General features: G+C 52.7%; 17 protein-coding genes. 10 read left to right on the forward strand and 7 right to left on the reverse strand.

From position 1 onward, the window contains the following. Nucleotides 1–12 precede the first annotated feature (12 nt). The gene (locus tag METLA_RS0104260; protein WP_024297377.1) at nt 13–660 is read right to left on the reverse strand and encodes a response regulator transcription factor; all 648 of its coding nucleotides are present in this window, start codon (nt 658–660) and stop codon (nt 13–15) included. Further along, nucleotides 657–2,516, reverse strand: coding sequence for a PAS domain-containing sensor histidine kinase (locus METLA_RS20550; RefSeq protein ID WP_036281424.1), 1,860 nt, complete (start codon nt 2,514–2,516; stop codon nt 657–659). The genes METLA_RS0104260 and METLA_RS20550 overlap by 4 nt, the downstream gene beginning before the upstream one ends. 441 nt (nt 2,517–2,957) lie before the next feature. On the opposite strand from METLA_RS20550, the gene METLA_RS0104270 reads away from it, so the two are divergent. Beyond that, nucleotides 2,958–3,962 carry an Lnb N-terminal periplasmic domain-containing protein gene (locus METLA_RS0104270; protein WP_024297379.1) on the forward strand — a complete coding sequence of 335 codons (1,005 nt, stop codon included), beginning with the start codon at nt 2,958–2,960 and terminating at the stop codon, nt 3,960–3,962. A 34-nt stretch (nt 3,963–3,996) separates the two neighbouring features. Continuing rightward, nucleotides 3,997–5,298, forward strand: a complete 1,302-nt coding sequence (locus METLA_RS0104275; protein WP_036281428.1) for a hypothetical protein — start codon at nt 3,997–3,999, stop codon at nt 5,296–5,298. Between the two features lie 90 nt (nt 5,299–5,388). Here METLA_RS0104275 and METLA_RS0104280 read toward each other — a convergent pair whose 3' ends face one another. Next, on the reverse strand, nt 5,389–6,384 hold the full coding sequence (locus METLA_RS0104280; protein ID WP_024297381.1) for an SPFH domain-containing protein: 996 nt from the start codon (nt 6,382–6,384) through the stop codon (nt 5,389–5,391). Between the two features lie 64 nt (nt 6,385–6,448). Here METLA_RS0104280 and METLA_RS0104285 point away from each other — a divergent pair, with 64 nt between their 5' ends. The 4 genes from METLA_RS0104285 to METLA_RS0104300 all read left to right on the forward strand — a co-directional run bounded on the left by METLA_RS0104285 (nt 6,449) and on the right by METLA_RS0104300 (nt 12,377). Then, on the forward strand, nt 6,449–7,072 hold the full coding sequence (locus METLA_RS0104285) for a hypothetical protein (protein ID WP_024297382.1): 624 nt from the start codon (nt 6,449–6,451) through the stop codon (nt 7,070–7,072). Next, the gene (locus METLA_RS0104290) at nt 7,069–8,583 is read left to right on the forward strand and encodes a zinc-ribbon domain-containing transport protein (protein ID WP_084480059.1); all 1,515 of its coding nucleotides are present in this window, start codon (nt 7,069–7,071) and stop codon (nt 8,581–8,583) included. The genes METLA_RS0104285 and METLA_RS0104290 overlap by 4 nt, the downstream gene beginning before the upstream one ends. 567 nt (nt 8,584–9,150) lie before the next feature. Continuing rightward, entirely contained in the window at nt 9,151–11,688 is a 2,538-nt protein-coding gene (locus tag METLA_RS0104295; RefSeq protein WP_161635382.1) for a PAS domain-containing protein, read from the forward strand. Beyond that, nucleotides 11,685–12,377, forward strand: a complete 693-nt coding sequence (locus METLA_RS0104300) for a response regulator transcription factor (protein ID WP_024297385.1) — start codon at nt 11,685–11,687, stop codon at nt 12,375–12,377. Before METLA_RS0104295 ends, METLA_RS0104300 begins: the two co-directional genes overlap by 4 nt. 217 nt (nt 12,378–12,594) lie before the next feature. On the opposite strand, the gene METLA_RS0104305 is transcribed toward METLA_RS0104300, so the two are convergent. Continuing rightward, nucleotides 12,595–15,288, reverse strand: coding sequence for an MGH1-like glycoside hydrolase domain-containing protein (locus METLA_RS0104305; RefSeq protein ID WP_024297386.1), 2,694 nt, complete (start codon nt 15,286–15,288; stop codon nt 12,595–12,597). A gap of 326 nt (nt 15,289–15,614) precedes the next feature. Here METLA_RS0104305 and METLA_RS0104310 point away from each other — a divergent pair, with 326 nt between their 5' ends. Both METLA_RS0104310 and METLA_RS0104315 read left to right on the forward strand, forming a co-directional pair. Further along, nucleotides 15,615–16,049, forward strand: coding sequence for an Hsp20/alpha crystallin family protein (locus METLA_RS0104310; RefSeq protein ID WP_024297387.1), 435 nt, complete (start codon nt 15,615–15,617; stop codon nt 16,047–16,049). Nucleotides 16,050–16,133: 84 nt separating this feature from the next. Beyond that, nucleotides 16,134–17,225 carry an ISAs1 family transposase gene (locus tag METLA_RS0104315; RefSeq protein WP_029646412.1) on the forward strand — a complete coding sequence of 364 codons (1,092 nt, stop codon included), beginning with the start codon at nt 16,134–16,136 and terminating at the stop codon, nt 17,223–17,225. A 64-nt stretch (nt 17,226–17,289) separates the two neighbouring features. On the opposite strand, the gene METLA_RS23135 is transcribed toward METLA_RS0104315, so the two are convergent. Continuing rightward, a complete protein-coding gene (locus METLA_RS23135; RefSeq protein ID WP_198408446.1) occupies nt 17,290–18,888 on the reverse strand; it encodes a PxKF domain-containing protein in 1,599 nt (532 codons plus the stop codon). A 436-nt stretch (nt 18,889–19,324) separates the two neighbouring features. Continuing rightward, on the reverse strand, nt 19,325–20,221 hold the full coding sequence (locus METLA_RS0104325; RefSeq protein ID WP_024297390.1) for a hypothetical protein: 897 nt from the start codon (nt 20,219–20,221) through the stop codon (nt 19,325–19,327). A 460-nt stretch (nt 20,222–20,681) separates the two neighbouring features. On the opposite strand from METLA_RS0104325, the gene METLA_RS0104330 reads away from it, so the two are divergent. Together METLA_RS0104330 and METLA_RS0104335 are read left to right on the forward strand one after the other, a co-directional pair. Beyond that, a complete protein-coding gene (locus METLA_RS0104330; protein WP_024297391.1) occupies nt 20,682–20,894 on the forward strand; it encodes a hypothetical protein in 213 nt (70 codons plus the stop codon). Continuing rightward, on the forward strand, nt 20,891–21,793 hold the full coding sequence (locus METLA_RS0104335; protein ID WP_024297392.1) for a hypothetical protein: 903 nt from the start codon (nt 20,891–20,893) through the stop codon (nt 21,791–21,793). Before METLA_RS0104330 ends, METLA_RS0104335 begins: the two co-directional genes overlap by 4 nt. Nucleotides 21,794–21,831: 38 nt before the next feature. Here the strand turns inward: METLA_RS0104335 and METLA_RS0104340 are convergent, their stop codons facing one another. Beyond that, nucleotides 21,832–23,967, reverse strand: coding sequence for a PKD domain-containing protein (locus tag METLA_RS0104340; protein WP_084480060.1), 2,136 nt, complete (start codon nt 23,965–23,967; stop codon nt 21,832–21,834). Nucleotides 23,968–24,122 lie beyond the last annotated feature (155 nt).

Genomic DNA, 24,122 nt, shown 5'->3' on the forward strand with positions numbered 1-24,122 from the left:
AACGCCGGTTATTCAAGTTTGATAGTCATTTCGCCCCGGCGCTTTTGACATAATTCCCGCGCGTTCGGCCAGGCGTACCAGATCGGCCAATGAACGGGCCTTGAGTTTCGTCATTAGATGAGCGCGGTGGACCTTGATCGTTTTTTCGACCGTACCGAGGTCGGCGGCGATTTGCTTGTTGAGCTTGCCGGCAACAACGTGTTCCATGACTTCCCGCTCGCGCGGAGTCAGCGTCGCGAGTTTCTGATGGATTTCACCCCATTCGGCGCGAGCCTGCTGGCTCATAAGGTCCTTTTCGAAGGCGGCATGGATGGCGGCGGCCAAGTCTTGGCCGTTCACGGGTTTGGTCAGGAAATCGACGGCGCCCTGTTTCATCGCCTGGACACTCACCGGAATATCGCCGCGCCCGGTCAGAAAAATGACCGGTAATTCGATGCCTCGAGCGGCAAGTTCCTTTTGCAACTCGAGTCCATTGAGATCGGGCATCGAAAAATCAAGCACCAGACAGCCGTGGGTTCCCGGTTCGTATTGTTCAAGAAACTGATACGGCGTACCGAATGTCATCACTTTCAATTCCATCGCGCGCAGTAGCAGCGCCAGAGCTTTCAATACGGAAGGGTCGTCGTCGACCATAAACACGATCGGAGCGGGCTCGTTCATGCGTTCTCTCCAGAATATAAAGGCAGCGTCAGATGAAAGACCGCGCCTCTGTCGTTTTTGTTGGTGGCCCAGAGTTGCCCGCCGTGGGCGGTGATGATGGTCCGGCAAATAGGAAGTCCCAAGCCCATGCCATGCAATTTGGTCGTGAAGAACGGTTCAAAGATATTTTCCAAATTTTCAGTGGGAATTCCCGGACCTTGATCGACGACGGATACCTGGGCGCTATTATTGCAGGTTAATTGGGTGCGGACAAATAGTCGGCGTTGGCCTGCTACTGTGTACGACATCGCTTCACAGGCATTCATGATCAGGTTTAGCAACACTTGCTGGAGCTGCACGCGATCGCCTATGACGGCAGTAAGTTGCTGATCGAGGTCAACGCTCACTGCAATATTGTTATTCACCAAATCGCTGTGTAGGAGTTTCAGGACATCGCGTACTACCTTATTCAGATCGACCGGCAGGTGTTCTATCTCGCACCTCTTGAGCAGTAGGCGCAAGCGGTGGATGATATCGCCGGCGCGCCTGTTCTCGGCGACTATGTCGTTCAAAATGTCACGAACCTCGGCAAGATCAACGACGTCGCGAGAGAGGAAACGCTGGACGGCCTGGGCATTGCTGAGAATGGCCGTTAGCGGCTGGTTCAATTCATGCGCCAGCGAACCGGATAGCTCGCCTAGCAGGGTCACTCGCGAAAGGTGCGTTAGCTCATTGCGTTGCTGTTGCACCTCCAGTTCCGCGTGTTTGCGCCGGGTAATATCGATCGAAACACCGAGCATTCGCAGCGGTTGATTATCATCGCTGAATTCGATGCGGCCGCGGGAGTGAAACCAGTGAATCTGGCCATCCGGCATCTTAAGGCGGTATTCGCTCTCAAAATTGCCGTTCCCCATCATTGATTTTTCCACTGCCAACCTGACTTGCTCGCGATCCTCGTCATAAATGATGCTCAATAAGCTGCCGAAACTGATTTTCTGTGGCTCGGAGATGCCGTACAAGGTAAGCGTTTTATCCGTGCTCCAAATGTGATCATGCACGATGTCCCACTCCCACAGCCTCAGTTCCGCGGCGCTCGCCGCCAGTCTCATGCGTTGTTTGCTAATGCGCAATTCGGCTTCTCTGGCCTGCAACCGTTGAGAGAGTTGTGCCGAGTGCAACATATCGCAGCTCAGCTCATAAGACATGGCGAGAAGAATCGGCATGAAGGAAAGGCCGCCTATATAGGGCGAGTCGATAATTCCGGCGTTCACCAGCGCGGTATGGCCGACCGCTGTGAGCAGGAAAATGGTGATGCTGGCGCTGAAAATGACGGCGCGGCGGTGGCCCGTGTCCGTCCCTCCGCGCCACATGGTGAATGCCGCATCCACCACAAAAGCCGCGAGAACCAGGGCGCTGAGCGGGCCGACGAAATACCAGGGATTGAGCAAGCCCAGAGGGAGGGAGACCGTTTCATCGCCCCAAACCGTGATCTGTTTGAGGCCGGTGATTTCGTCGAAAAACAGGTTCTGTCCGGTGGTTAAACTCAGGGTTAGCGCCAGCACGCGCAGAACGACCACCGTCCAGGCCAGCCAGGCGCGGCCGGCATCGAAATAACAGCGTACGAAGCACACAATCGCCACCCAAAGCACCAGAATGGGAAGATGGCTCCAGCGTAGAATGAACGCCATTTGTTCAATGGAAGTCGTGCGCATGGCCATCAATTCCATGCCGGTGATGACGGCGGCAGCGACGGCGGCGACAGCGAAAGAAAAATTCGCCCACGGCTTGATGCCCTTAGCCCATAAGAATAGGTGCAGCAGTGCAAAGGTCAGGGAAGTCGACGCCAGCATGGACCATAGCACTGTAATCCAGCTCATCGAAAGACCGCCGAATTGAAGTTCATTCCGGTGACCGGATGCCTAAGCGAGGCAATTAGGAGCGGAAATGCCATCCAGATTATCCAATGGGTGAATGAACACATTTTTTGCAATGAAAGCATCATGCCGAAACACGGAGCCTGAGAAGGACGTGTTCTGTTGTGTCCATTGAACAATTAGTTCGACCAGGAACTTTGTGTTTCGATTCAAATAAACTAAGCCTAAAGTCCAATAGCCGCGAATTGTAATCGCAAGTAATATACCATGAAAAAAATGCGTAATTCAATTTTAATAAACCATGAGAGCATGAGTTAGTCGTGCTGCATGTTCAGTATAGACGTAGAGATTGAGAAATGGTTGAACCGATCTTTGTCATTTTTTTCAAGCTGGTAAGAACTGTTTTCCGGAGATCTTGCATCTCGATAAGCATCAATTAACACAATGAATCGTATGGGGAAGTGGATCAAGACGATATTGATGGGATTGACCCTGTTAGGAACCACCCTATGGGGAGCCTTTGCCGTCTATTTTGGCGATTCCGGCAACGGCATTGCCCAGACTGCCGTAGCATTAGTGTTTTTATTGTGCGGGTTGGCGACGTTGATCTGTTTGGGATTTCCGCATTGGCGCCCGCGAGTATTACCGGCTTATGCGATTCTGTTCGGGTCCATTCTGACGTGGTGGGTTTTGATTCGCCCTTCCAATGAACGCTTATGGCAACCGGATGTCGCCAAGTTGGCCTATGCCACTTTCAATGGCGACAAAATCACGGTGCATAATATCCGCAATTTTGCCTACCGGAGCGAGTTTGATTATCAGCCTGCCTATTACACCAAAACTTATGACTTGAACAGGCTGGAGGGTATGGACCTGATTGCGGTTTATTGGATGGGCCCCGCCATTGCGCATACGATTCTGAGTTTCTGTTTCGGCGGCAATGAACATCTGGCCGTTTCGATCGAAGCGCGTAAAGAGCAGAATGAAGGTTATTCGACGATCAAAGGTTTTTTCCGTCAGTTTGAATTGATCTACATCGTGGCCGATGAACGCGATGTGATACGCCTGCGTACCAACTATCGTAAGGACCCTCCGGAGCAGGTTTATCTTTATCGATTACAGGGGCCGCTTGAAAACGCCAGGCGCCTGTTTCTGGAGTATATGAGAAAGATCAATGCGTTGAATGTCGAGCCGGAATTCTACAATACCTTGCTGGATAATTGCACCACGGTGATCTGGCTTAATACAAGGATCAATCCGGAACACCTGCCGTTTTCCTGGAAAATTCTGCTGAGCGGTTACCTGCCGGAATACCTGTACGAATTCCATAGGCTCGATTCACGCATTCCTTTTTCCGAATTACAGCAGCGGGCCCATATCAATAGCCGGGCTCAGGCTGCCGATCTGGCGTCTGATTTTTCAACGCGTATCCGTGTGCCTATAAGGTAATTCTCTTTTATAAAATACCGGGGATAACTATATCATGAATATTTTTACTCAATGCTGCACGATCAAAACCGGATGCTTACTGTCATCTCTGTCAATAGCCGTTTTATTATCAGGGTGCGCCGGCATTGGTAAAGGCGTGACCGAAGCCATTCTGGAAAAAACCGAACAGGAAGATACCCGAGTGTGCCAGGTTTGGGGAAAACCTTTTGCCGGCATCGATGTGAATCTGGTCAAGAGTAAAGGTAAAACCAAGATGCTGTTTGTGCATGGCGTCGGCGATCACATTCCAGGTTATACCACAGAATTCCTGGAGAAATTGGCCAAAGCGTTAAACTTGAGTGTGCGTTCGGAAAGCCAGAAAAATATTGAACTGGCTGCGCCTTTGGTTCCTGGCAAGAAGCTTGGCAATTTGCGTATCGCTCATCTTTTGAACGAAGAAAACGGCAAAGAGCTGACGTTTTATGAGCTCACCTGGTCCGAAATTACCCGGCAAGAAAAAGCGTTGCTTGACTTCGATAATTCCGGAGAATATGACTTCCGGCGGGCCAGGGTCAACAGCATGCTGAAAAGGTTCAGCAATGATACCGGCCCAGATCCGATTATTTACTTGGGGCAAAGCAGAGAGGCGATTCTGGCGGCCTACGCGCAGTCATTTTGCTGGATGGCTAGCCGCGATTGGGAAGAGCTTCCCAGCAGCGGAGAACATGTTTGTTTGGGCCTGGATGATTCCGCCATTGACCATATCGCGAATGATGATTATGTGGTGATCTCTCATAGCCTGGGCAGTCGTATCGTGATTGACGGCATGCAGCGCATTGCGCATCTTCTGGCCAATCAATCAAAATATGCCACGGCAACTATAAAAGTGGCGGCCACGGAAAAATCCATGGCGGCGCTCCAGAACAAGCGCATTCCCATTTTCATGTTGTCCAACCAGCTGCCGATGCTGCAAATGGGCCGGGAGCTTCCGGAAGTGGCTGGACAGCAAGCCAGTTATTGTGATCCTAAAGGCACTAATTATCACAAGCGTATGGTCAGCGAAACGTCGCTCATCGCCTTCAGCGATCCCAATGACCTGTTAAGTTACGGCATACCTCCCGGCTATAGCGACAAATATCTGGATTCGAGATTATGCGCCAGTATCACCAATGTGAATATCAATGTCGCCAAAGTGATGGATGCCTTTGGCCTCACCGATGTCGCCAATCCCCTGGAAGCGCATGTGGGCTACGGTCAGGATGATCGGGTGATTGCGCTGATTGCCCATGGCATTGGCAATCAGCAAACATCACCGCTGATTAAGCAGCGCTGTGAATTTACCAAAACGGTTAAATGAACGACTGAAACCGGCGGGGTGCGAGGCAAGGCTGCGGTGCAGCCTCGCCGATGCGAGACGGCTGTTCAACGCTGACGAATGCCATTTTTGTTAAAATGCATCCAGAATCGCCTGCTTTTTTGCCGCATAGTCTTCAGCCGAGATTAATTCGGCGTCGAGCATATTTTTCAGTTGCGCGAGCTTTTCGACGGGGCCGGCGGCTGCATTGTTGCTGTTCATCGCCTGCGCGATGTTTTGGCCGAAGCTGATGCCGGCGCCCAGTCCCATGCCCATTCCCGCGCCGCCGCCTTCGTTCCTTGCCGCTTCGCGCAGCGCTTCGAGCTGCTGAATCTTCGCATAATCCAGTCCGACTTCCTTGGCGGCTTGCGCCTCGGCGGTCATGTCGGCGATCCGGTTGATGCGTCTTGAGGTATCCTCATCGAAATCGGTGCCTTCTATCCGAAAATCGGTGATTTGGAAACCGAGTTCGGCGAACAGAGTAGTCAATTTTTCGCGGACTCCAGCCGCGATTTCTTCCCGGTTCGCGTCGATATCAACATAGCCGAAGCGGCTGGTCGCCAAAAAATCGCCCAGCGGTTGGCCGAGCCGCGCGCCGATCACCTGTCTCAAGTCGTCAATCAAAAAACTGTTTTGGCTGCCGACCACATTCACAAAAAAGTTGCCGGGCTCGTGGATCCGGTAACTATAATTACCGAACGCTTTCAGGCCGACCGGAAATTTATAGAGCGGGTCCAGGTATTTGATGACCGATGTGGTCCCCCATTTTTGGTCGAGGATCACGGTCTTTCGGAAAAAATAGATCCCGACCTTATGCTCGCTCTCGAAAAACTGCATGAATTTGCTGATCGTGGTCCAAAACGGGATGTTGTCGGTTTTCAGATCGACCAGGCCTTCGTCTTCGTAAACGGCCTGCACCTTGCCTTGATAGACGAAGATGCAGCCCTGCCCGGGACCTACGATCAGCTTGGAGGCATTTTTGATTTCGTCGCCGTTATCGGTCCATTGCTCGAACAGCGCATTTGGACTAGGATTTTCCCATTCGATGACCGAACGCAGTTGGCGTTTTAAACCGTCAAAAAGTGCCATGGTGTTGCTCCGTGTTGCTGGGATGAGGGATTGTAATGATTATATATGATGGCTGGACCGGCTTATGAGAAAAAAATCGACGACTGAATTTCAAACACGGCTATGGGAAGCCGTTAATGCGATCGAGCAGGATTCACGGGTGGAAGTGGTGGTGGTCATTCGACCGCGCTCGGAGCATTACCGCGACATTGCGTTGCTCTGGGGCATTGTCGCCGCGTGGCTCAGTTTTACTTATCTGATGTTTGCGCCCGAACTGTTCGAGGACTGGCTGATTTACGATGCGCCGCTGTTCGCGTTTGTGGTCGGCTATTTGATCGCGAATATCCCATGCTTGACACGGCTCAGCATACCGCAAGCGCGACTTCGAAGGAATGTTGAAATCATCGCGAGAGCCTTGTTTCAAAAGGGCGGCATTCAGCACACGCGGGCCAAAACCGGGGTTTTGATCTACTGTTCATGGCTCGAAAAAATGGTTTACATCCTGCCCGACCGAGGCGCCGAAATGGCGTTGCCCGCGGAGGAGTGGCAGACCTTACGCGCCGGCTTGCAATCCGTTTTTTCAGGCGGCGAGCCGCGAGAAAGGCTGCTCGAGCAATTGCATCAAGCTCGCCCGCTTTTCAATCGCTATCTGCCTCCTGTCGCGCGCGACATGAATGAACTGCCGGACAACGTGGAAATCGACTTATGAGGGCGTTCATTCTGCTTTTGGCATTATCGATCGTCAGTCTATCGTGGTTGAATTCGGCGGAGGCGAGACCCGGCGGCGGGCATTCGAGTTCCGGGCACCACTCGTCTTCATCGCACAGTTCATCGTCACATGGTTCGTTTTCGCACGGCTCTTACTCATCGCACGGTTCCTCTTCGCATAGTTCCCGTCCGATGAGCAATGAGGAACTGGTGATTTTTCTGATCATCGTGATTGTCTTCATCCTCATTAAAATGATGGAAAAAAGGCGAAATGCGGACTCGTCGCTGGCCTCGATGCCGACGCCGGTCATCCGCGCCAGACGGCAGGATCAAGTCAAACAGCAGTTGGCGCTGCTCAAACAAAGCGATCCGAATTTTTCAGGCATCTTGTTCCTGGATTTCGTGCATTCGTTGTACAGCAAGTTCTACAGCTATTCCACGCATCCCGAATTTCGCTACCTGAGCCCGTTTCTGGGTGCCGATCTGCAACGGCATTTCGATCGGGCCGGACCGTGGACGATCACCGAGGTCGTGATCAACGGCATCAAGTGGCAGGAGATCAATACCGAAGATCCTAACGGCGAGACGATTTGTCTGGTGATCGATGCGAATTACACCCTGGACCTGCGAGGCAAACGGACCCGTTACGCGGTCACCGAACGTTGGCAGTTCAAACGCAAGAAAGGCCTGCGTTCTCCGGAACCGGAGAAGATGCAATCGCTCTGTTGTCCGCACTGCGGCGCGCCGGCGCAATTCACCGATGCCGGCTTATGCGAATACTGCGCCCGGGTGATTCATCAAGGCGACAGGCAGTGGTATTTGGCCCGGCGCGCGGTGCTGGAGACCACAGCGCTTGCCGCCGCCGATGCCGTCTCTTACGCGGAAGAGCAGGGCACCCATCTGGAGACAATCAAACAGGCCGACTTGCCCGAGCAAATGCTGCGCTTTCAGCAACAGCATGGCCTATCGGACTGGGAGGATTTTTGGCGGCCGTTTGTGGACGATGTCGTGAGGGCTTATTTCATCTCCATTTACAGTGCCTGGAGTCATCGCGATTGGCAGGGGGCGCGGCATTTGTTGTCGGACAGGCTTTTTGAAGCCAATTTATTCTGGCAGCAATTGTATGCCGAACAAAATTGGTTCAACCGCCTGGACGATTTAAATATCGGGCTGGCCGAAGTGGTAAAAATCGAGCTCGACCCGTTTTACGAGGCAATCACGGTACGGATATTTGCATCCTGCTACGACTACACCGAGGACGCCGGCGGAAAATTGATCGGCGGTTCCAAACGTTCTCTGCGCCGTTACAGCGAATACTGGACCTTCGTGCGCCGCATCGGCGCCGAAAAAAGCAGCGCGCCTTATAGCATCAACCAATGTCCGCAATGCGGCGCGCCCGCCGATAATATCGGTCAAACCGCGGTCTGCGGCTATTGCGGCGCCAAAATCAGCACCGGCGAGTTTTCTTGGGTGTTATTTTTGATGATGCAGGATGAGGCTTATGAGGGATAAGCCGGCGAGGCTTTCTCTGCCCCGAGCAGCCGCTTAGCGCATCCGTTTCCCATAGGCGCGCGTTGGGTTTTAGCGAGTCCTATTATGTTTGCAACCGCACTGAAGAATGCTATGGCTTAGGCTTATGTGACTTCGATACCGCCATTCGGTATGCCTACTGCCCAGTTCAATCGCTATTCAATGTTAAGATATAAATAACTGATTATTATCGGTGTTTTTGATAAGGCATAATGGCTTTTCTTCAGGTTTTTGACTAGATCTTATTGTAGATAGGCAGGAGGCGCTCTCACCCTAACAAATTTTATTTGGAGTTTTTGAGTTCTAGATTCGCAGTCTTATGGTAATATTAAGAAAAATATTTCTGTAGATGGCCGCAGTTCTCCAGGCCGATGCAGAATCCGCCGACAGGATCAAGACCGCGAAGAAAAAATGAGATCGTGCGATGGATTTTTTTCAGCGCCCTGAAAGTTGAATTCGGGAGTGATCATGCAGACAGAATTCAAAATAGAACAGAATGCCTTATTTTTAAGCGCACTTTCGCCGCCTTTATTGAGATACGGCGCGTCGGTGTTATTGGTCGTGATTGCCGCTTTTGCGACAAAATATATTCAAGTAATCGGCGAGGAAGGCAGGGGCTTTTTGTTTTTGCTCGCTGTTTTTTACGCGACGTTGCTATTCGGCCGCGCTCCAGGTTATTGCGCTGCGATCGTATCGCTGCTTGCCCTCAATGCTCCAATGTTATTTCCGGGCGAGGATTACAGGCTTCATGACGTCTTTCTATTAAACGTCGGATTAGTTGCAGCGTCGGGTATCCTCATTTATGCCACGGCCTCTCATCGCAAGCTTACTCTGGCGCTGTGGGAAAGCCGAAAGGACTTGAATCACGCCCAGGCTATCGGACAAATCGGCAGTTGGGTTCTAAATGTGCAAAAAAACGAATTGCACTGGTCAGAACAGAATTTTCTGATATTCGGTATTCCCAAAGGAACGCCGCTGACCTACCAGACTTTTCTTTCCTGCGTCCATCCTGAAGACAGGGAATACGTTGACCGGATGTGGCGGGCAGGTCTGCGTGGAGAGCCTTACGATATCGAACACAGGGTGATCGTGGAGGAAAAGATCAAATGGCTGCGCGCCAGGGCCGAGCTGCAAGTCGACGGCAATGGAAAGCCGTTGAGCTGGTTCGGAACCGCGCAGGATATTACCGAGCGCAAGCAGGCTGAAACCGCGCTGGCGGCCAGCGAGGAAAGGCTTTTGCTGATTCTGCGCAGCGCCGAGCTGGGCTCCTGGCATTGGAACGTGCAAACAGGGGCGGCCGATTTCAATGATCTATGGGCTTCGATGCTGGGCTGCCGGCCCGAGCAAATCGAACCGCATATCAGTGCTTGGGAAAAACGCGTCCACCCTGACGATTTGCCGCAAGTTAAGGCGGCTCTTGCCAATCATCTGAGGGGGCAGACCCCGCTTTATCGGAGCGAACATCGCCTACAGAAGAAAAATGGAGAATGGATCTGGGTATTGAATTGCGGCCAGGTTTATCAACGCGACAGCCAAGGCGAACCGCTGATGGCGGCGGGAGTGAATATCGATATCTCCAACTGTAAAAAAACCGAGGCGGAACGGCAAAAATTCGTCATGCTGGCCAACAACAGCAAGGAGTTTATCGGCATGTGCGATATGAATTTAATGCCCTTTTATATGAATCCTGCCGGCATGCAAATGGTTGGGCTCGACAGCCTTGAGCAAGCCTTGCAAATCCCCGCTCAGCAATTCTTTTTTCCGGAAGACCAAGATTACATTTCGGAACATTTTTTGCCCAGGGTGATCCGCGAGGGCAGTGCCGAAATGGAAATCCGTCTGCGCCATTTCAAAAGCGGGGCCGCCTTATGGGTGATCCACAATGTGTTCCATATTAAAGATACCCAAGGCGCGCCGATAGGACTTGCCACCGTGAGCCGCGACATCACGGCGCGAAAAGTAGCTGAAAATGCGCATCGCAAAATCTCTCAGCACCTTAAGCTAGCCGTTGAAGCCGCCGCCGCCGCGCTTTGGGATCACGATCTGAGCACTGGCACTGTGTATTTCTCGCTTGAATGGAAACGGCAAATCGGCTACTTGCCTGACGAGTTGTCGAATCACTGGGAGGAATGGGAGACGCGTTTGCATCCCGACGATAGGGAACGCGTCCTGACCATGACCCGTGACTGTTTTGAAGAACGGCTGCCGACTTATGAGCTGGAATATCGCCTGCGGCACAAGAACGGATCGTATCGCTGGATCCATACGCGGGGAGCGTTGTTATATGACGCCAAAGGCCAGCCTTGCCGGTTACTGGGGTTGAATCTGGATATCACCTGCTATAAAAAAGCCGTGGAACTTAACGAACGGCGCAACAAAATGGATGAAGCAACCCGGCATCAAATCGCCATTCAGACGGCCGCCGCGTTCGTTCACGAAGTTAATCAGCCGCTTATGGCTGTTGCATCCTATACCGACATTGCGCTGCATTTGGTGGAGGAGGTTGGCAACCCGAGTCCTGAGAAACTCGCCCATGTGCTGAATAAAAGTTCTGAGCAAGTAGAGCGTGCCGGCCAGATCATACGGCAGTTAATGAATATGCTGCAAAAGGATGAAATAACCAGCGAGCCAGTGGTTCTCGATGACGTGGTTCATGAAGCCTGCGACCTCATCAGGGCCGAATCTAATCTGGGCGATTTCAACATCGAGCTGTGTCTCGCTCCCCAGCTGCCTCCGGTCCAGGCCAACACGCTGCAAGTCGAAAAAGTGTTCGTTAACTTATTGCGCAATGGCCTGGACGCCATGCAAGGCGCCGGCATGACTTCCGGTACGCTGACGATAACGACCGGTGTTGCCGATGACAATAAGACCATGGCGCGAGTCACGGTACATGACAGCGGCAAAGGCGTCGATCCGGATAAACTGAGTGTTATTTTTCAACCTTTTGTTTCAACCAAATCCAAAGGATTGGGGATGGGGCTCGCGATTAGCCGAGCCTTGATCGAGGCGCATGGAGGAAAGCTATGGGCGGAACAAAGCAACGATTCCGGTTTGTTTTTTCACATTAACTTACCTTTTGAGCCATGAACAATCAACCCAACGTTTTATTGATCGACGACGATCCGTCGGTACGGGAAAGCTTAACTTTACTGATGGAGACTATCGGCTTTCCTATTCAAACTTATGAGAGTGCCGAAGCTTTCCTAAAGCAGTATTCCCCTGGAAAACCGGGGTGTTTGATCCTTGATGTCAACATGCCGGGAATGAACGGGCCGGAGCTACAAGTCGAACTCGCCCGGCGAAAAATACAGTTGCCAATCATATTTCTGACGGGATATGGCGATATTCCGATGACGGTTCAGACGATCAAAGCCGGAGCGGTCGATTTTATGATCAAGCCGATCAAAGGTAGACTACTGATCGAGCGCATTAGATCTATCTTTCAGCAAGATTCGCTCAAGCGCGCCGAGGTAAATCCAAATTCTCCACTTTGTGTTCGAATTTACGATTTGACTCCACGGGAGAGGGAAGTGATGTCAATGGTTGTGGCAGGTTTTACCAATAAGGAAATAGCCCGACAATTGAGTATCAGCCACCGTACCGTCGAAATTCACCGCGCGCGGGTAATGGAAAAGACCGGCGCCGGCAATCTGCTTGAGCTTGCACAGCTCTGCGAGCAGAGCAAGTTGCCTTCCGATAGGGCGATTCCCGTGGTAGGCGGCCAGAAAATCCAGACCGGAAACATAAATCTCGACGTTAAAGCCATCCAACGATAACGAAGTACTGAGGGCGTCAAGCACGGCCTCGTCATCGTCAACCAAAAATATGGAGGCTTGGTTGGTCGTTGCCTTTCATCTAACCGTCGGCAGTAACCGAAAAAATGATGATACCGGCATTGCTTCGCCAGCGCCACTGGAAACGAATCAACGAGCCATAAATTTTCTTAATGCTTCGGATTTTGTCAATAATACCAAAAAGATAGAGCGTAACCCGCTACACGGGGGGGACGTCACTCCCAACACCAAAACCGGCGATATCATATCCGTGACAACGCATGACCAGATTGGCCAGCAGTCCGGTCCAGCCGGTTTGATGCGCGGCGCCGAGCCCCTGGCCGTTGTCGCCGTGAAAATATTCAAAGAACAACAGATGTTCGCGCCAGTCGGGATCGGACTGCCAGGGGCTATCGGCCGCAAAGGCCGGCAGGCGGCCGTCGGCATCGGGGCGGTAAAGATTGGCCATCCGGCGGGACAAGCAGCCGACGATTTCGCTCAGGGTCAACGCCTTGTCGCCGAGTCCTGGCGCAGAAACGGTATAAGCGTCGCCGAGAAAACGGTGGAATTTTTCCAGCGCCAGGATCAGCGTGTAATTGGTCGGCAGCCAGATCGGGCCGCGCCAGTTCGAATTGCCGCCGAATAAGCCGGAATTCGACTCGCCCGGCACGTACTCGATCATGGCCTGACCGATGCCCGGCAAAACGCCCAAATCGCGGTGCTCGGCATGGACGCGGCTGACGCTCCTGATTCCGTAAGGCGAGAGAAACTCCTGTTCGTCGAACAGGCGGCGAATGATCGCCGGCAGCATGGTGTGATCGACCAGCGACAAAAGGTGTTCGCCGCGGCCGTTTTTACGCGCGGGGCATGCGCAAATGGCATTTCCGTGGAACACGCCGCCGCTATGCTGGTTGAGCAAGGCGCGGAATCGAGGGACGTTCTTCAACAAGCGATTGTCGATGATTTCGCAGGCGAATAGAGGAATCAGTCCGACCCAGGAATAGACGTTCACGCGATGGTGCTTGCCGTTGGGCTCCACCAGCAAATCCTTGAAAAAACCGTCCTCCGGATCCCAAAGCGAAACCCCGGTTCCGGCATGGCCGGCGAGGGTGTTGGCGATATTCAGAAACTGCGTATAAATCTGTATGGCCGCATTTTCATAATCGGGATCTTCGGTCGCCAACTCCAGCGCCATCACGGTCATGTTCAGCGCAAACATGGCCATCCAGCCCGTCGCATCCGACTGTTTCAGTTTATAGCCTTCCGGTAAGCGCCCGGAGCGGTCGAACACCGAAATGTTGTCGAGCCCCAAAAAACCGCCTTCGAATACGTTCAGGCCGTCGCGATCCTTGCTGGTGATCCACCAGGCATAATTCATCAACAGTTTGTGAAAAACGCGCTGCAGAAAATTGCGGTCGCCATGGCCGCGCTGTTGCCGTTCCATCCTGAAAACCTGCAACGCGCCCAAGGCATGCACGGGCGGATTCACGTCGCTGAAGGACCATTCGCAAGCCGGAATCTGGCCGCTCGGATGAAAATAGGTTTCTTTCAGCAAGACTTCGATTTGATGCTTGGCAAAATCGGAGTCGATCGAGCAAAACGCGATGCAGTGAAAGGCCAGATCCCAGGCCGCAAACCAGGGATATTCCCACGCATCCGGCATCGAGATCACCTCGGCGGCCCGAAGATGTTTCCAGCGCGCGTTCCGTCCGGCCTTGCGGATTTCCGGAGGCGGCAATTGATCGCCTTGCAGCCAGCGCAGCACGTCATAATGAAAAAACTGTTTGGACCAGATCATGCCGGCCATGGCCTGACGAAAAATTCGAAGATCGCCGGCGTCGGCATTCGGCAGCAGATCGGCATAAAATCGATCGGCTTCCAGTCGGCGTTGTGCAAGAACGGTATCGAAATCGGCGAAAGGATCGGCCTCGTCCTGTGCGGTCAGCACCATTTCGATGATCTGCTCGCCGCCGCCCGGAACGGTCAGCACATACCATGCGGCGCATTTGGTGCCCGTTTGTTTGGGATTGACCGCGGCGATGTCCTGATCTATCACCCAGCGGTGAAAGCCGTCCTTGACGTGGGGCAGGGCATTCGGAACCCCCCAAAGGAGGGCGCTGTTGCTTTCATTTTCAGTAAATAACAGTTCCGCGCCTTGCCTGCCATGGAGACGGTAGTGATCAAGCTCCGGATGAGAGGTTTGGATAGCCCATCCGCATCGGCTCCCGTTTTCTCTTTTCAGCACGGGTTTATCGCTATGCTCGCCGCTCCAGTTCCAGGTATTGCGAAACCATAGCGTCGGCAAAATATGAACAGTGGTCTGATCGGGCCCCCGGTTGCAAACCGATATGCGGATATGGATTTTATTCGTGGAGGCTTTGGCATACTCGATGCCAATATCACAGTAACGCTTGTCGGCGAAGACGCCGGTATCCAACAGATTGTAAGGCGGCTGATCGCGTCCGCGCTTTGCGTTTTCCTCCACCAGGCGGATATAGGGGAAAGCGGCTTGCGGATATTTGTAGAGATATTTCAGGTAGCTGTGACTCGGAGTCGCATCGTCATAAAAGTAATATTCCTTGACGTCTTCGCCATGGTTACCCTCGTTGCCGGTCAGGCCGAAAAGGCGTTCTTTTAGAATCGGGTCCTTGCCGTTCCATAAGGCCAAGGCAAAACACAGGCGTTGTTTTTCATCCGAAATGCCGCCCAGGCCGTCTTCGTTCCAGCGGTAAACGCGGGAGCGCGCCTGCTCATGCGAAAAATGTTCCCAGGCGCGTCCGTCCGGGCTGTAGTCTTCGCGCACCGTGCCCCAGGCCCGTTCGGATAGATAAGGCCCCCACAAGCGCCAGTTTTCTTTGTGTTGGCGTTGATTCTCAAGCCGTTGTTGTTCGGCATTGGTTTTATCGTCAATCATGCTAACTCTCCTTTTATCTATTATCAAATAATAGAGTCTTATTAAACACATGAGCACCATGCCCATATTCCTCGAATACGCCACCAGGATTATCCCATGACAAATTTTCAACGCCATGGTTCATGACGCCATCATCATGGGTCCGGCAATATCCGTAACCGGAGCGTGAAACGTGATCGAAGATGAGGGATATTATTTTGTTCTTGCATGACAGGATGCCCACTTGAAAAGCTAACGGATTAACCCTATTGTAAGGGCATGAAACCGGACATCCGGTTTATCATCGACAAGATCAATTTGATTAATTAATTAACGAGGAGAATACGATGGCCTACCATTACCAACCCTGGAGTTTGTTAAATCAATTGCAACGTGAGCTTGAGCGCGCGCATGAGGGCGGCGCAGGCGAGGGTTCTATCGCGACCGCCGAATGGACGCCTGCGGTCGACATCAAAGAAGACAATGAAAAATTCGTGCTCTATGCAGATATTCCGGGCGTCAAACCGGAAGACATCGACATTAGCATGGAAAACGGCGTGTTGACGATCAAGGGCGAAAAAAAGAACGAAACCCAGTCCGAACAGGAAGGTTATAAGCGCGTCGAGCGGATCTACGGCTCGTTCTACCGCCGTTTCAGCCTACCCGATACCGCCAATGCCGAAGCGATCAGTGCTAAATCGAAAAACGGCGTATTGGAGATTGTGATTCCGAAGCGTGAAGCAGTCAAGCCAAAGAAAATCAGTGTTGAAGCTATTGAGTGATGCAACGGGCAAGCCAATTTTTTCTGGCTTAATCGGCTTGCCTCTTTAGGATGGTTAGATAGGCTTCGTGAGGGTACAAAGCCTATCTTAACGCATTTTCCGAGCATTAAAGACCCTAGGGTTAACCGGCAAAAGAAGCATCAACTGCAAGATATATTCTTTATCAGCCTCTGCGCAGTGATTTGCGGAGCGGATAACTGGGTTGCGATTGAAGAATTTGGCTTAGCCAAAGAGGACTGGTTCACTGAATTGCTGGGATTAGAGCATGGCATCCCTTCGCACGACACCTTCGGTGAAGTGTATGCGGCCATTGATACCGACCAGTTTAGCGACTGCTTTTCCCGTTGGGTATCTGATTTAGCCCGTCTCACCGACGGGGAAGTCATTGCGATCGACGGCAAGTGCTTAAGGCGGAGCGTGGACAAAGCCTCAAAAAAAGCCGCGATCTATATGGTCAGCGCATGGGCGCAACAAAATAACCTGGTTTTAGGGCAGGTCAAAGTCGATGACAAATCGAATGAAATTACGGCCATTCCGAAGTTATTGTCACGGCTGGATATAGCGGGGGCCGTGGTGACTATCGATGCGATGGGGTGCCAAAAGAAGATAGCCGAGCAGATTAAACAGCAAGGTGGTGACTATGTGTTGAGCCTGAAAGGCAACCAGGGTACTCTGCATGAGGATGTCCTTACCTTTTTTACCTCGTCGTTATCGCCGGCAGTCGCCTCTGTCAGTTATGACGGCGAGCATGGCCGAATCGAAACGCGCTCGCTTCGAGCAACCGCCGACATTGCTTGGCTGCAAGAGCGGCATGGCTGGAAAGGCTTGCAAAGTATTATCGCCGTCACGGCCAAAAGAGAAATCGATAACAAAGTAACCGAGGAAACGCGCTATTTTATCAGCAGTCTGGATGCCCATGATCCGAAGCGATTGGAGCGTGCGGTGCGAGCACACTGGGCGATTGAAAATAATCTTCATTGGGTGCTTGATATCGCCTTTGATGAGGACAGCAATCGAACGCGGAAAGGACATAGTGCGGCGAACTTGGCGGTGATCCGGCATATTGCCCTGAACCTGACCAAAGCTGAAAAAACGTCTAAGGTGGGAGTGAAAATCAAGCGCTTAAAGGCCGGATGGGATAACGATTATTTACTCTGTGTCATCGGGATGATTTAAGCGCGATTACCCTGCAGATTATCAGAATTCGCTCAGCGCCTACGCTGCGGCGGGATCGGCGCCTCTATTTAAGCCTGAAATTGAAATTGGCCTTGTGCTGCGTGCCGTCGTTGAGTTGCAACAGCAACTCGCGGCAGCTGTTCGCCCAGGCCTTATCGGTTTTCCACACGTAGGTGTACTGGCCGCTGGTCGCATCGTAAGTCAGGCTGCTGACGCCGACCGCCACGGTAGTCTCGATGCTGTCGACGGCTGCTGCGGCGTCGCAGGCGATCGGCTGCGATTTCGGAAATCCGGGCGCGAAGATCGCCAGGCCCTGATTGCCGTTCAGGCTGAACTTGACCGGTATCGCCGCCCCGGGCTTAACCTTGTTGAATACCGGCGGGTTGTCGACCGGCGCGAAGAAGCCTACAAACGGATAGGTCGCGACCTGCACGGCGAACACACCTTCGCTGCCGTCGGCGAAGTGCGCGGTGAAGGCGAGATGGATGCCGCTGAGGCCGTCGCGCCCGAAACGCAGATCGGTGACGGTCTTGCCCGCGAGCCTGTCGCCGGCCGCGATCACCTTGCTCAACGTGCTGGCGAGATAAATGCCTTTCTGGCCGGTGCCCCCCAGCCCCAGGAAGGCGGTGTGCTCGCTGCTGACCGAGACGGCATTGAAGCCGGTGAAGCTGCCGGTGCCGCCGGGGATCAGGGTGGCCAGGTCGGCGATGCGGACTGGGTCGGATGGAATGGTGCTATTATCATACAGATACACGCCCGCCTGACCGCTGCCTGCGCCTAAGAAGGCGACGCGGATGGGTTCGTTAGGGATCGCCGCGAGCGCGAGATCGGTGAAGCCGGTGAAGCTGCCGGTGCCGCCGGGGATCAGGGTGCTCAGGTCGGCGATGCGGATGGGATCACCGGGGATTACGGGCTCACCAGGGATAAAATAAACCCCGAACGATCCGGCGCTGCCCGCTCCTAAGAAAGCGGCGCCGCCCAAGTCCAGCGCCGGGCTTTGCGGAAAGGCGGTGAACACGCCGCCCGCGCCCGGCACGGCGGCGCCGGTGCTGGAGAGCGTAGCGGTCGGCAATGGAGGCGAGGCGAATTGCACATTGTCCAGCGTGACCCTATCCACATCCGCCATCGCAATCTCGACCTTCGTGATGTCATTGCCGGACGAGAGGAAGCCGACGAATTGCCATTCGGTCGGATGCGGATATACCAGTTCAAACGTGCCCAGGACTTGATTCGACGCCCCGTAAACCGTGACGGTGTTGCCCGCGAACTGGGCGTCGTTGTACCAGAAACCCATGCCCGTTTGCGGGCTGGCGAAGCCGATGCTGACGCCGCCGCCCTCGCCCAGCGCCAGGTTGTCGACGCTCAGCACGTTAGGCAGGCTAAGGGGGCCTGCCTCGGCTGCCGCCAGAGGCGTGCCGCCATTGAACGGCGAAAAACCGACGCCGGGGTACTGGCTTGTCACCGCCGTGCCATCGGCCAGATTGTCGAAGTCAATCAGCGTCGGGTTCGCGACCGAACTCCGCCAAGTAGCTTCGGAGGTGTAAGTCGTGAGCGCCGGCAACGTGGCTGCGTACGCGGCAGCCGGGACGCAAACAATGAAAGCCGAAATCACGGAGGCGATCAACGGCCGCAAGAATTGCTTAGGACTTTGTTCGTTGTTCATCATGGTCGTGCTCCTTGGATTGCCTGTGGCTTAACGCAAGCCCGAGAACCGCACGGGGGCTTGTGGACTGTTCATGGTATTGATAGCGCATGATGTGGCGCCGGCCGCATCATGGATACTCAAGCATATACATCCTTCTTGACCCGTCGATGCATTTATATGGATGCATCACAGTAGAGGGTAGATGTTTTAAAAGTCCACCGTGCTAACCGTCCCAACGTTAAGACGGCATCGCAAGATAAATGCAGGCCTTGGGCATCATGCCCAGCCTCTGGTACCAATAAAGCCACGATCCATTCATCAATACGGTGATCCACGCCAGCAATTTACGTTTGAAGTACCGGGCAGACGCCGTTGTTGGCTCTTGGAAAAAATAAGATGAGCGAAGATTTTTTTCGCTTATGGCAACCCTTTACCTTATGCCGGCATAAATCCGCTATTTTCGGTGCTTCGCCAATAACCTATAGAGATCCAGCAAAGGCAAATAAGGCTCGCTTTCGATGGTAATATTGCGCTTTGCCAGTCGGCACTCTTTCGCGGCAGGTTCATCCGGCAGCAAGGTTTTTGGCGGCAACGGGCGATCCGGCGTGGTCACATAAAAAATGGGTGTATGGGCGTAACGTTGAATGCGTTTATCTACGCCATCCTGGTTGATGCATAAGTTGACACGTCGATGAATGCTTTCCGGGAAAACCTGGACTAAGCATTCATCGTTAATCGCTTGAAATCGCTCTATTTCGTCATAAATGGCGTCATGTTCAGCCAGCGACCGCTGCAACAGTTTATCTAACCGGGCCTGAACTTGTTCCCGGTCCAGCTTAGTGGTTTTTCGGTACCGATTCCAAAAAAAACCGGCCGACAGCACGGGGTAGGGGAGTGCGGTAAATTTACGGCATGCTTGCCGACGATTGAAGCGTGGATAACCCAGTCGGGTCATGGCGCGTTTGGATAACCGATCGCCATCGTCATCATCCTCGCTGTCTGACAACTCAAGCTCATTTTCGAGCGAATCCATTTTCATTAGCTGTTTATGCAGCAGATCCCGCTGCTCGTTCACTTTTTCAACCGCCATGTAGGTGGCGATCGAGCAGGGTGCCAGGCCATTATATTGGATCGTGGATCCAGGTTCCTGGCCATCGTCACTGTAAGACCAGTTCAACACGATGCTTTTCAGCATATTCCGAGTTGCGGCATGATCCCCCTCTACCTGCTGAATCCAGGCCGGATAAGCCGCATCAGCATTCAGGCAGGCTACCAATTCGTCATGCGCATCTTTAAACGTCGTGAAAACGTTGAGTAATTCGGCTTTCAATTCGGATTCTTTAGACGACATAGCATTCCTCGGGGTGGAAAAAATAAAGTACAGCCCTATTATACTATCATCTGATAATAGATTCTATTTATATGTAATCCCTATCAAAGTAACCTCTTTACCAATTCAAAAAAATCATCCTACACACATAACGCATATAGCCGCATCCTTAACTAATTTAGTAGATTTTAAAATGTTAAATAGTGGCATTATTTATTTGAAACTATAAGTTCTATTATCATATAATAGATAAAAATAGAAGAGGCCGCCGTGCATTACCTGTATTTATCAAAGTTCCAACCTTGCTCGCTCTATCCGGACATTCCCTTCAGATTTGGAGGCATTATGATCACACAAATGAGATCTGATATTTCCGAGGCTTTTTTAAAGCGAGTAGGGCGTGAATTTTTTTTGATGTTCCGCGATCATCAACGTAGCATATAATGCACGCCCCTAAAATACATATCATCCGGAGCCCTTCATGCCGCCTTGGCTTATCTTTGTCATTCTGCTGGCTCTGATTGGCATGTCATCCAAAAATAAGGACACTCGGCAAGCAGAGAAAAATGCGACTGAAGGATTCCGGCACAATGCCAGCGCCGCGCAAAAAGCGCGCAAGGACAGGCTTGATCAATGCGGGGATCGTTGCAAGGACATCAAGAATGATTACACGACACCTATCGCTAACGAATGAATAAACAACCCCTTCTTTGGATTCTGCTGGTCATGGCCTGCACCTTGACCGGTTGCGCGCTTTACGAACCGCAAGAGGGTCTGGAGGACGGCTTTGATTATCCTGCGCCCGTTCATTCATCGGTCAATCCGGTAACCAGAGCCCATGTGAGCGCGGAAGACTGGATCGCCTGTAGCGTCCAATCGGCGGGAAGCCTGATGCGTTCCGCAAAAAAACGAGCATTGACCAGCTTTTGGAAAACCGCCTGTGCGAATGGCGACGACTGCGGCTGTATCGACGGTTTGGCAAGCGGCAGCGGATTTGCGCGCTGGTGTGATTCTGCGACATTGTGCGCGCCGAATGACCACACGTTTTATGGCGCGGCCACCGGCCTGCTGAATAATGGCCTATTTTCCGCTTATGAAGGCAAAATCCTGGTCACGCTGAATACGAAACGCGGTCTTTTCGACGGCGCAATCAACAGCGACGGCAGTTACGCCGCCGGCATGTTGACGCAATTGACCAGCGGCGAAAAATTTTTGGGTTTGCTGGCCGGGGAAGAAGGCCGCTATCAGAGCGGCGTTTTATACAAGGACGGTAAGGTAATCGTCGCCGATCGATTCGACGGCGCGAAGCCTCTGGGGCGCGTGCTGACGACCGATGCGGACGGCAACTTTGTCGAGAGCGAGTGCGATGCTAAAGGTTGTCATGTGATCAACCGAAGTCAAAACGGCCTGATCGCCGACTTATTCAAACTCATGAGTGAAAACAAGGTGCAAGACCTAGCGACGCGGCGCGTTCTCTCCCTGATAGGCCGGGAAGCGATCCTGATGCACCCGGCTGTCCGCGCGTTTGAAGCATTGAGCATGGCCTCGGATATCGTCAAGCTCGTGCAGAAGCGGAATCCGCAAGCCCATTAGGATCCCGGCTTTAGCGTAACGCGGTGAACGATGCAAATTCACTCACGCCCATCCTCTGACGCCCCGGCATGGGCTTGACAATCCGCCAGGGATTTAGCCGTGGGCTTGCTGCCTTTGATCACCTGCGTAAACACCTTCTGGCCTGACAAACCGTGCGGGTCGGTCACCTTCAGTGTCACGGTGTAAGTTCCCGGCGCGCAGTAAGCGTGTTCATGGTTCTTTTCGGCCGAGGTGGAACCATCGCCAAAGTCCCACACATAAGACGGCGCATCGCCATCCACGTCGCCGCTGCCTTCGCTCGAAAACAGGATGGAGAACTTGGATTTCTTCGCTACTTTGCTGCCTGACGCCCAGGCTACCGGAGCGTCATTTACGCCACGGGTATCCAAACCCAACCAGTAAGCATCGCCAACCTGATGCGTCTTGCAAGCGGCGGATTTCTTTGTTGTCGGCTTGCCTGCAATCGTATGCGTCAGTATGCTTTGTCCCGTCAGGCCGGTCGTATTCGTCACGAACAATCTGACCCGGTAAGCGCCTGGAGAGCAATAAACATGCTCATGGGTCTTTTGATTCGAGGAAAAACCATCGCCAAAATCCCAAAGGTAGGTTAAGGCTGCGTTAGCGGGATCCACCGTGCCGTCGCTTGAGAAACTTAATGTATATTTCGATTTGCCCTTTTGCTTTGACACGGAAGCCTTGGCCATCGGCGGCGGCACCGCGACATTGCCGGTAAAGAAATATTGGCCGAGACTGCCGTAATCGGAATAGGCGGTCACAAAATTGCCTACCCCTTCAACGGCTAACAGATAGTGGCCCGGCTGAAGCGATGTGGTGATCGTGGCATCGGTGTCGGTTTGGGAATCACTTTCGGCTAGTTTATTGCCGTTCCAATCATACAAGGCAAGCTTGATATCCAGATTGGTTCCGCGCCGATCCGGCGAATAAAACGCTTCCCATGCGGGCGTTGCGATCAGGTTGATCGAGCCGGCCGCATCCAACATGAAGTAATCCACATCGTCGCGGGTTCCGATAATGCCCTTGTTATAAGGTATTGTATTATTCGGGTCGGTTTCCGGGTTGGTGGACTGAATGCTGCCGTCTAAAGCGATAACCAAAGGCGTAATGCCGTCGTGGTCATCAGGGCGATAGCCGAGTTTTTCGGCGATGATGGCCGTGTCGTCCTGGGTTTGCGTGGCGCCTGGGTAGTCGCCGTTATTCCATTCGGTGACGCTTTTGTTATAGCCCGATCCCATGATGGGCGCCCAGGAAGACGCTCCCCAGCCACTGCCGGCATAATAGTCCAGCTGGGAGCCGCCATTCGAGTAACCGTCATGCGCAAGCCCTAAATTGTGTCCCATTTCATGCGAAGCGATCAGCGCGATATTCGTAGGATCCAGACCCGTAGCGTTGTAATACACGAATGCGGGCGAATAATAGCTGGCATAATCGCGATTCCCCCAGACATCAAGACTAGACGCGCCGGAAGCTTGCTGGTATGCCGGCATAGCGACGCCATTACTATCGACGTCGCTCGTAATCAGAATGGTTCCCGTCGTCGGGCCGAACACAGCCGGCTCTTCGGTGGTCACGTCAACAGCGAACGGCGCGAAGTCTTCGGCAACTTGGTGCCAAACTTCGGCGATCTGGAGTAATTCCGCCGTACTAAAATGCGCATTGTCGTTATCGGAAGTGAACTCCTTGGCCTTTAACACCGTGTTTTTAGGGTAATCGCTATTCCAGGTCGTGCCGACAATATCGCGCCCGTTGAAATCCAGGTAAATCACGTTCTTTGAGCCAGGCAAGCTATGCAAAGCAAAGACATCAGGCTCGGTCATGGCGATGTTTGCCGATGATGCAGCGCTCGGCCGAGCAACTGCGGAGGTAGTATCCGGCGCTTCGAATAGATCAGCGTAAAACACATCCCCCTGATCGTTAACGCGAAGATGCGCTAAATCAATTTCGGTAAAGGAGATGTTGTCAAGGTTTCCCAACACCCGGTCTCTAACATGATCAGGAAGTCCCGACAGCCTATCCCGAAACCGCCCTGCGGGAAGATCATGAAGCTGGAAATGCGATCCGCGCTTGAAATGCTTAATCGGCCAGGATTCAGCGGCCAATGGGGTAACGAGAATGGCACCCAAGATGGCAAATAAGGCTGCTTTTTTGCTGTCCATAGTGTTTATTGATTTTGAGAATAACGAGGACCGATATATCGTTGGCTGAGCGGAGTCGAAGCGATTAACTTAATGACAATGATGCGCAGGGTGGAATGCCCAGCGCATTCCACCGAATGAATCACCTCTCACTGAAGAAAAAGGAAAGCTGTATT

The organism is Methylomicrobium lacus LW14 (assembly GCF_000527095.1).
GTDB lineage: Bacteria > Pseudomonadota > Gammaproteobacteria > Methylococcales > Methylomonadaceae > Methylomicrobium > Methylomicrobium lacus.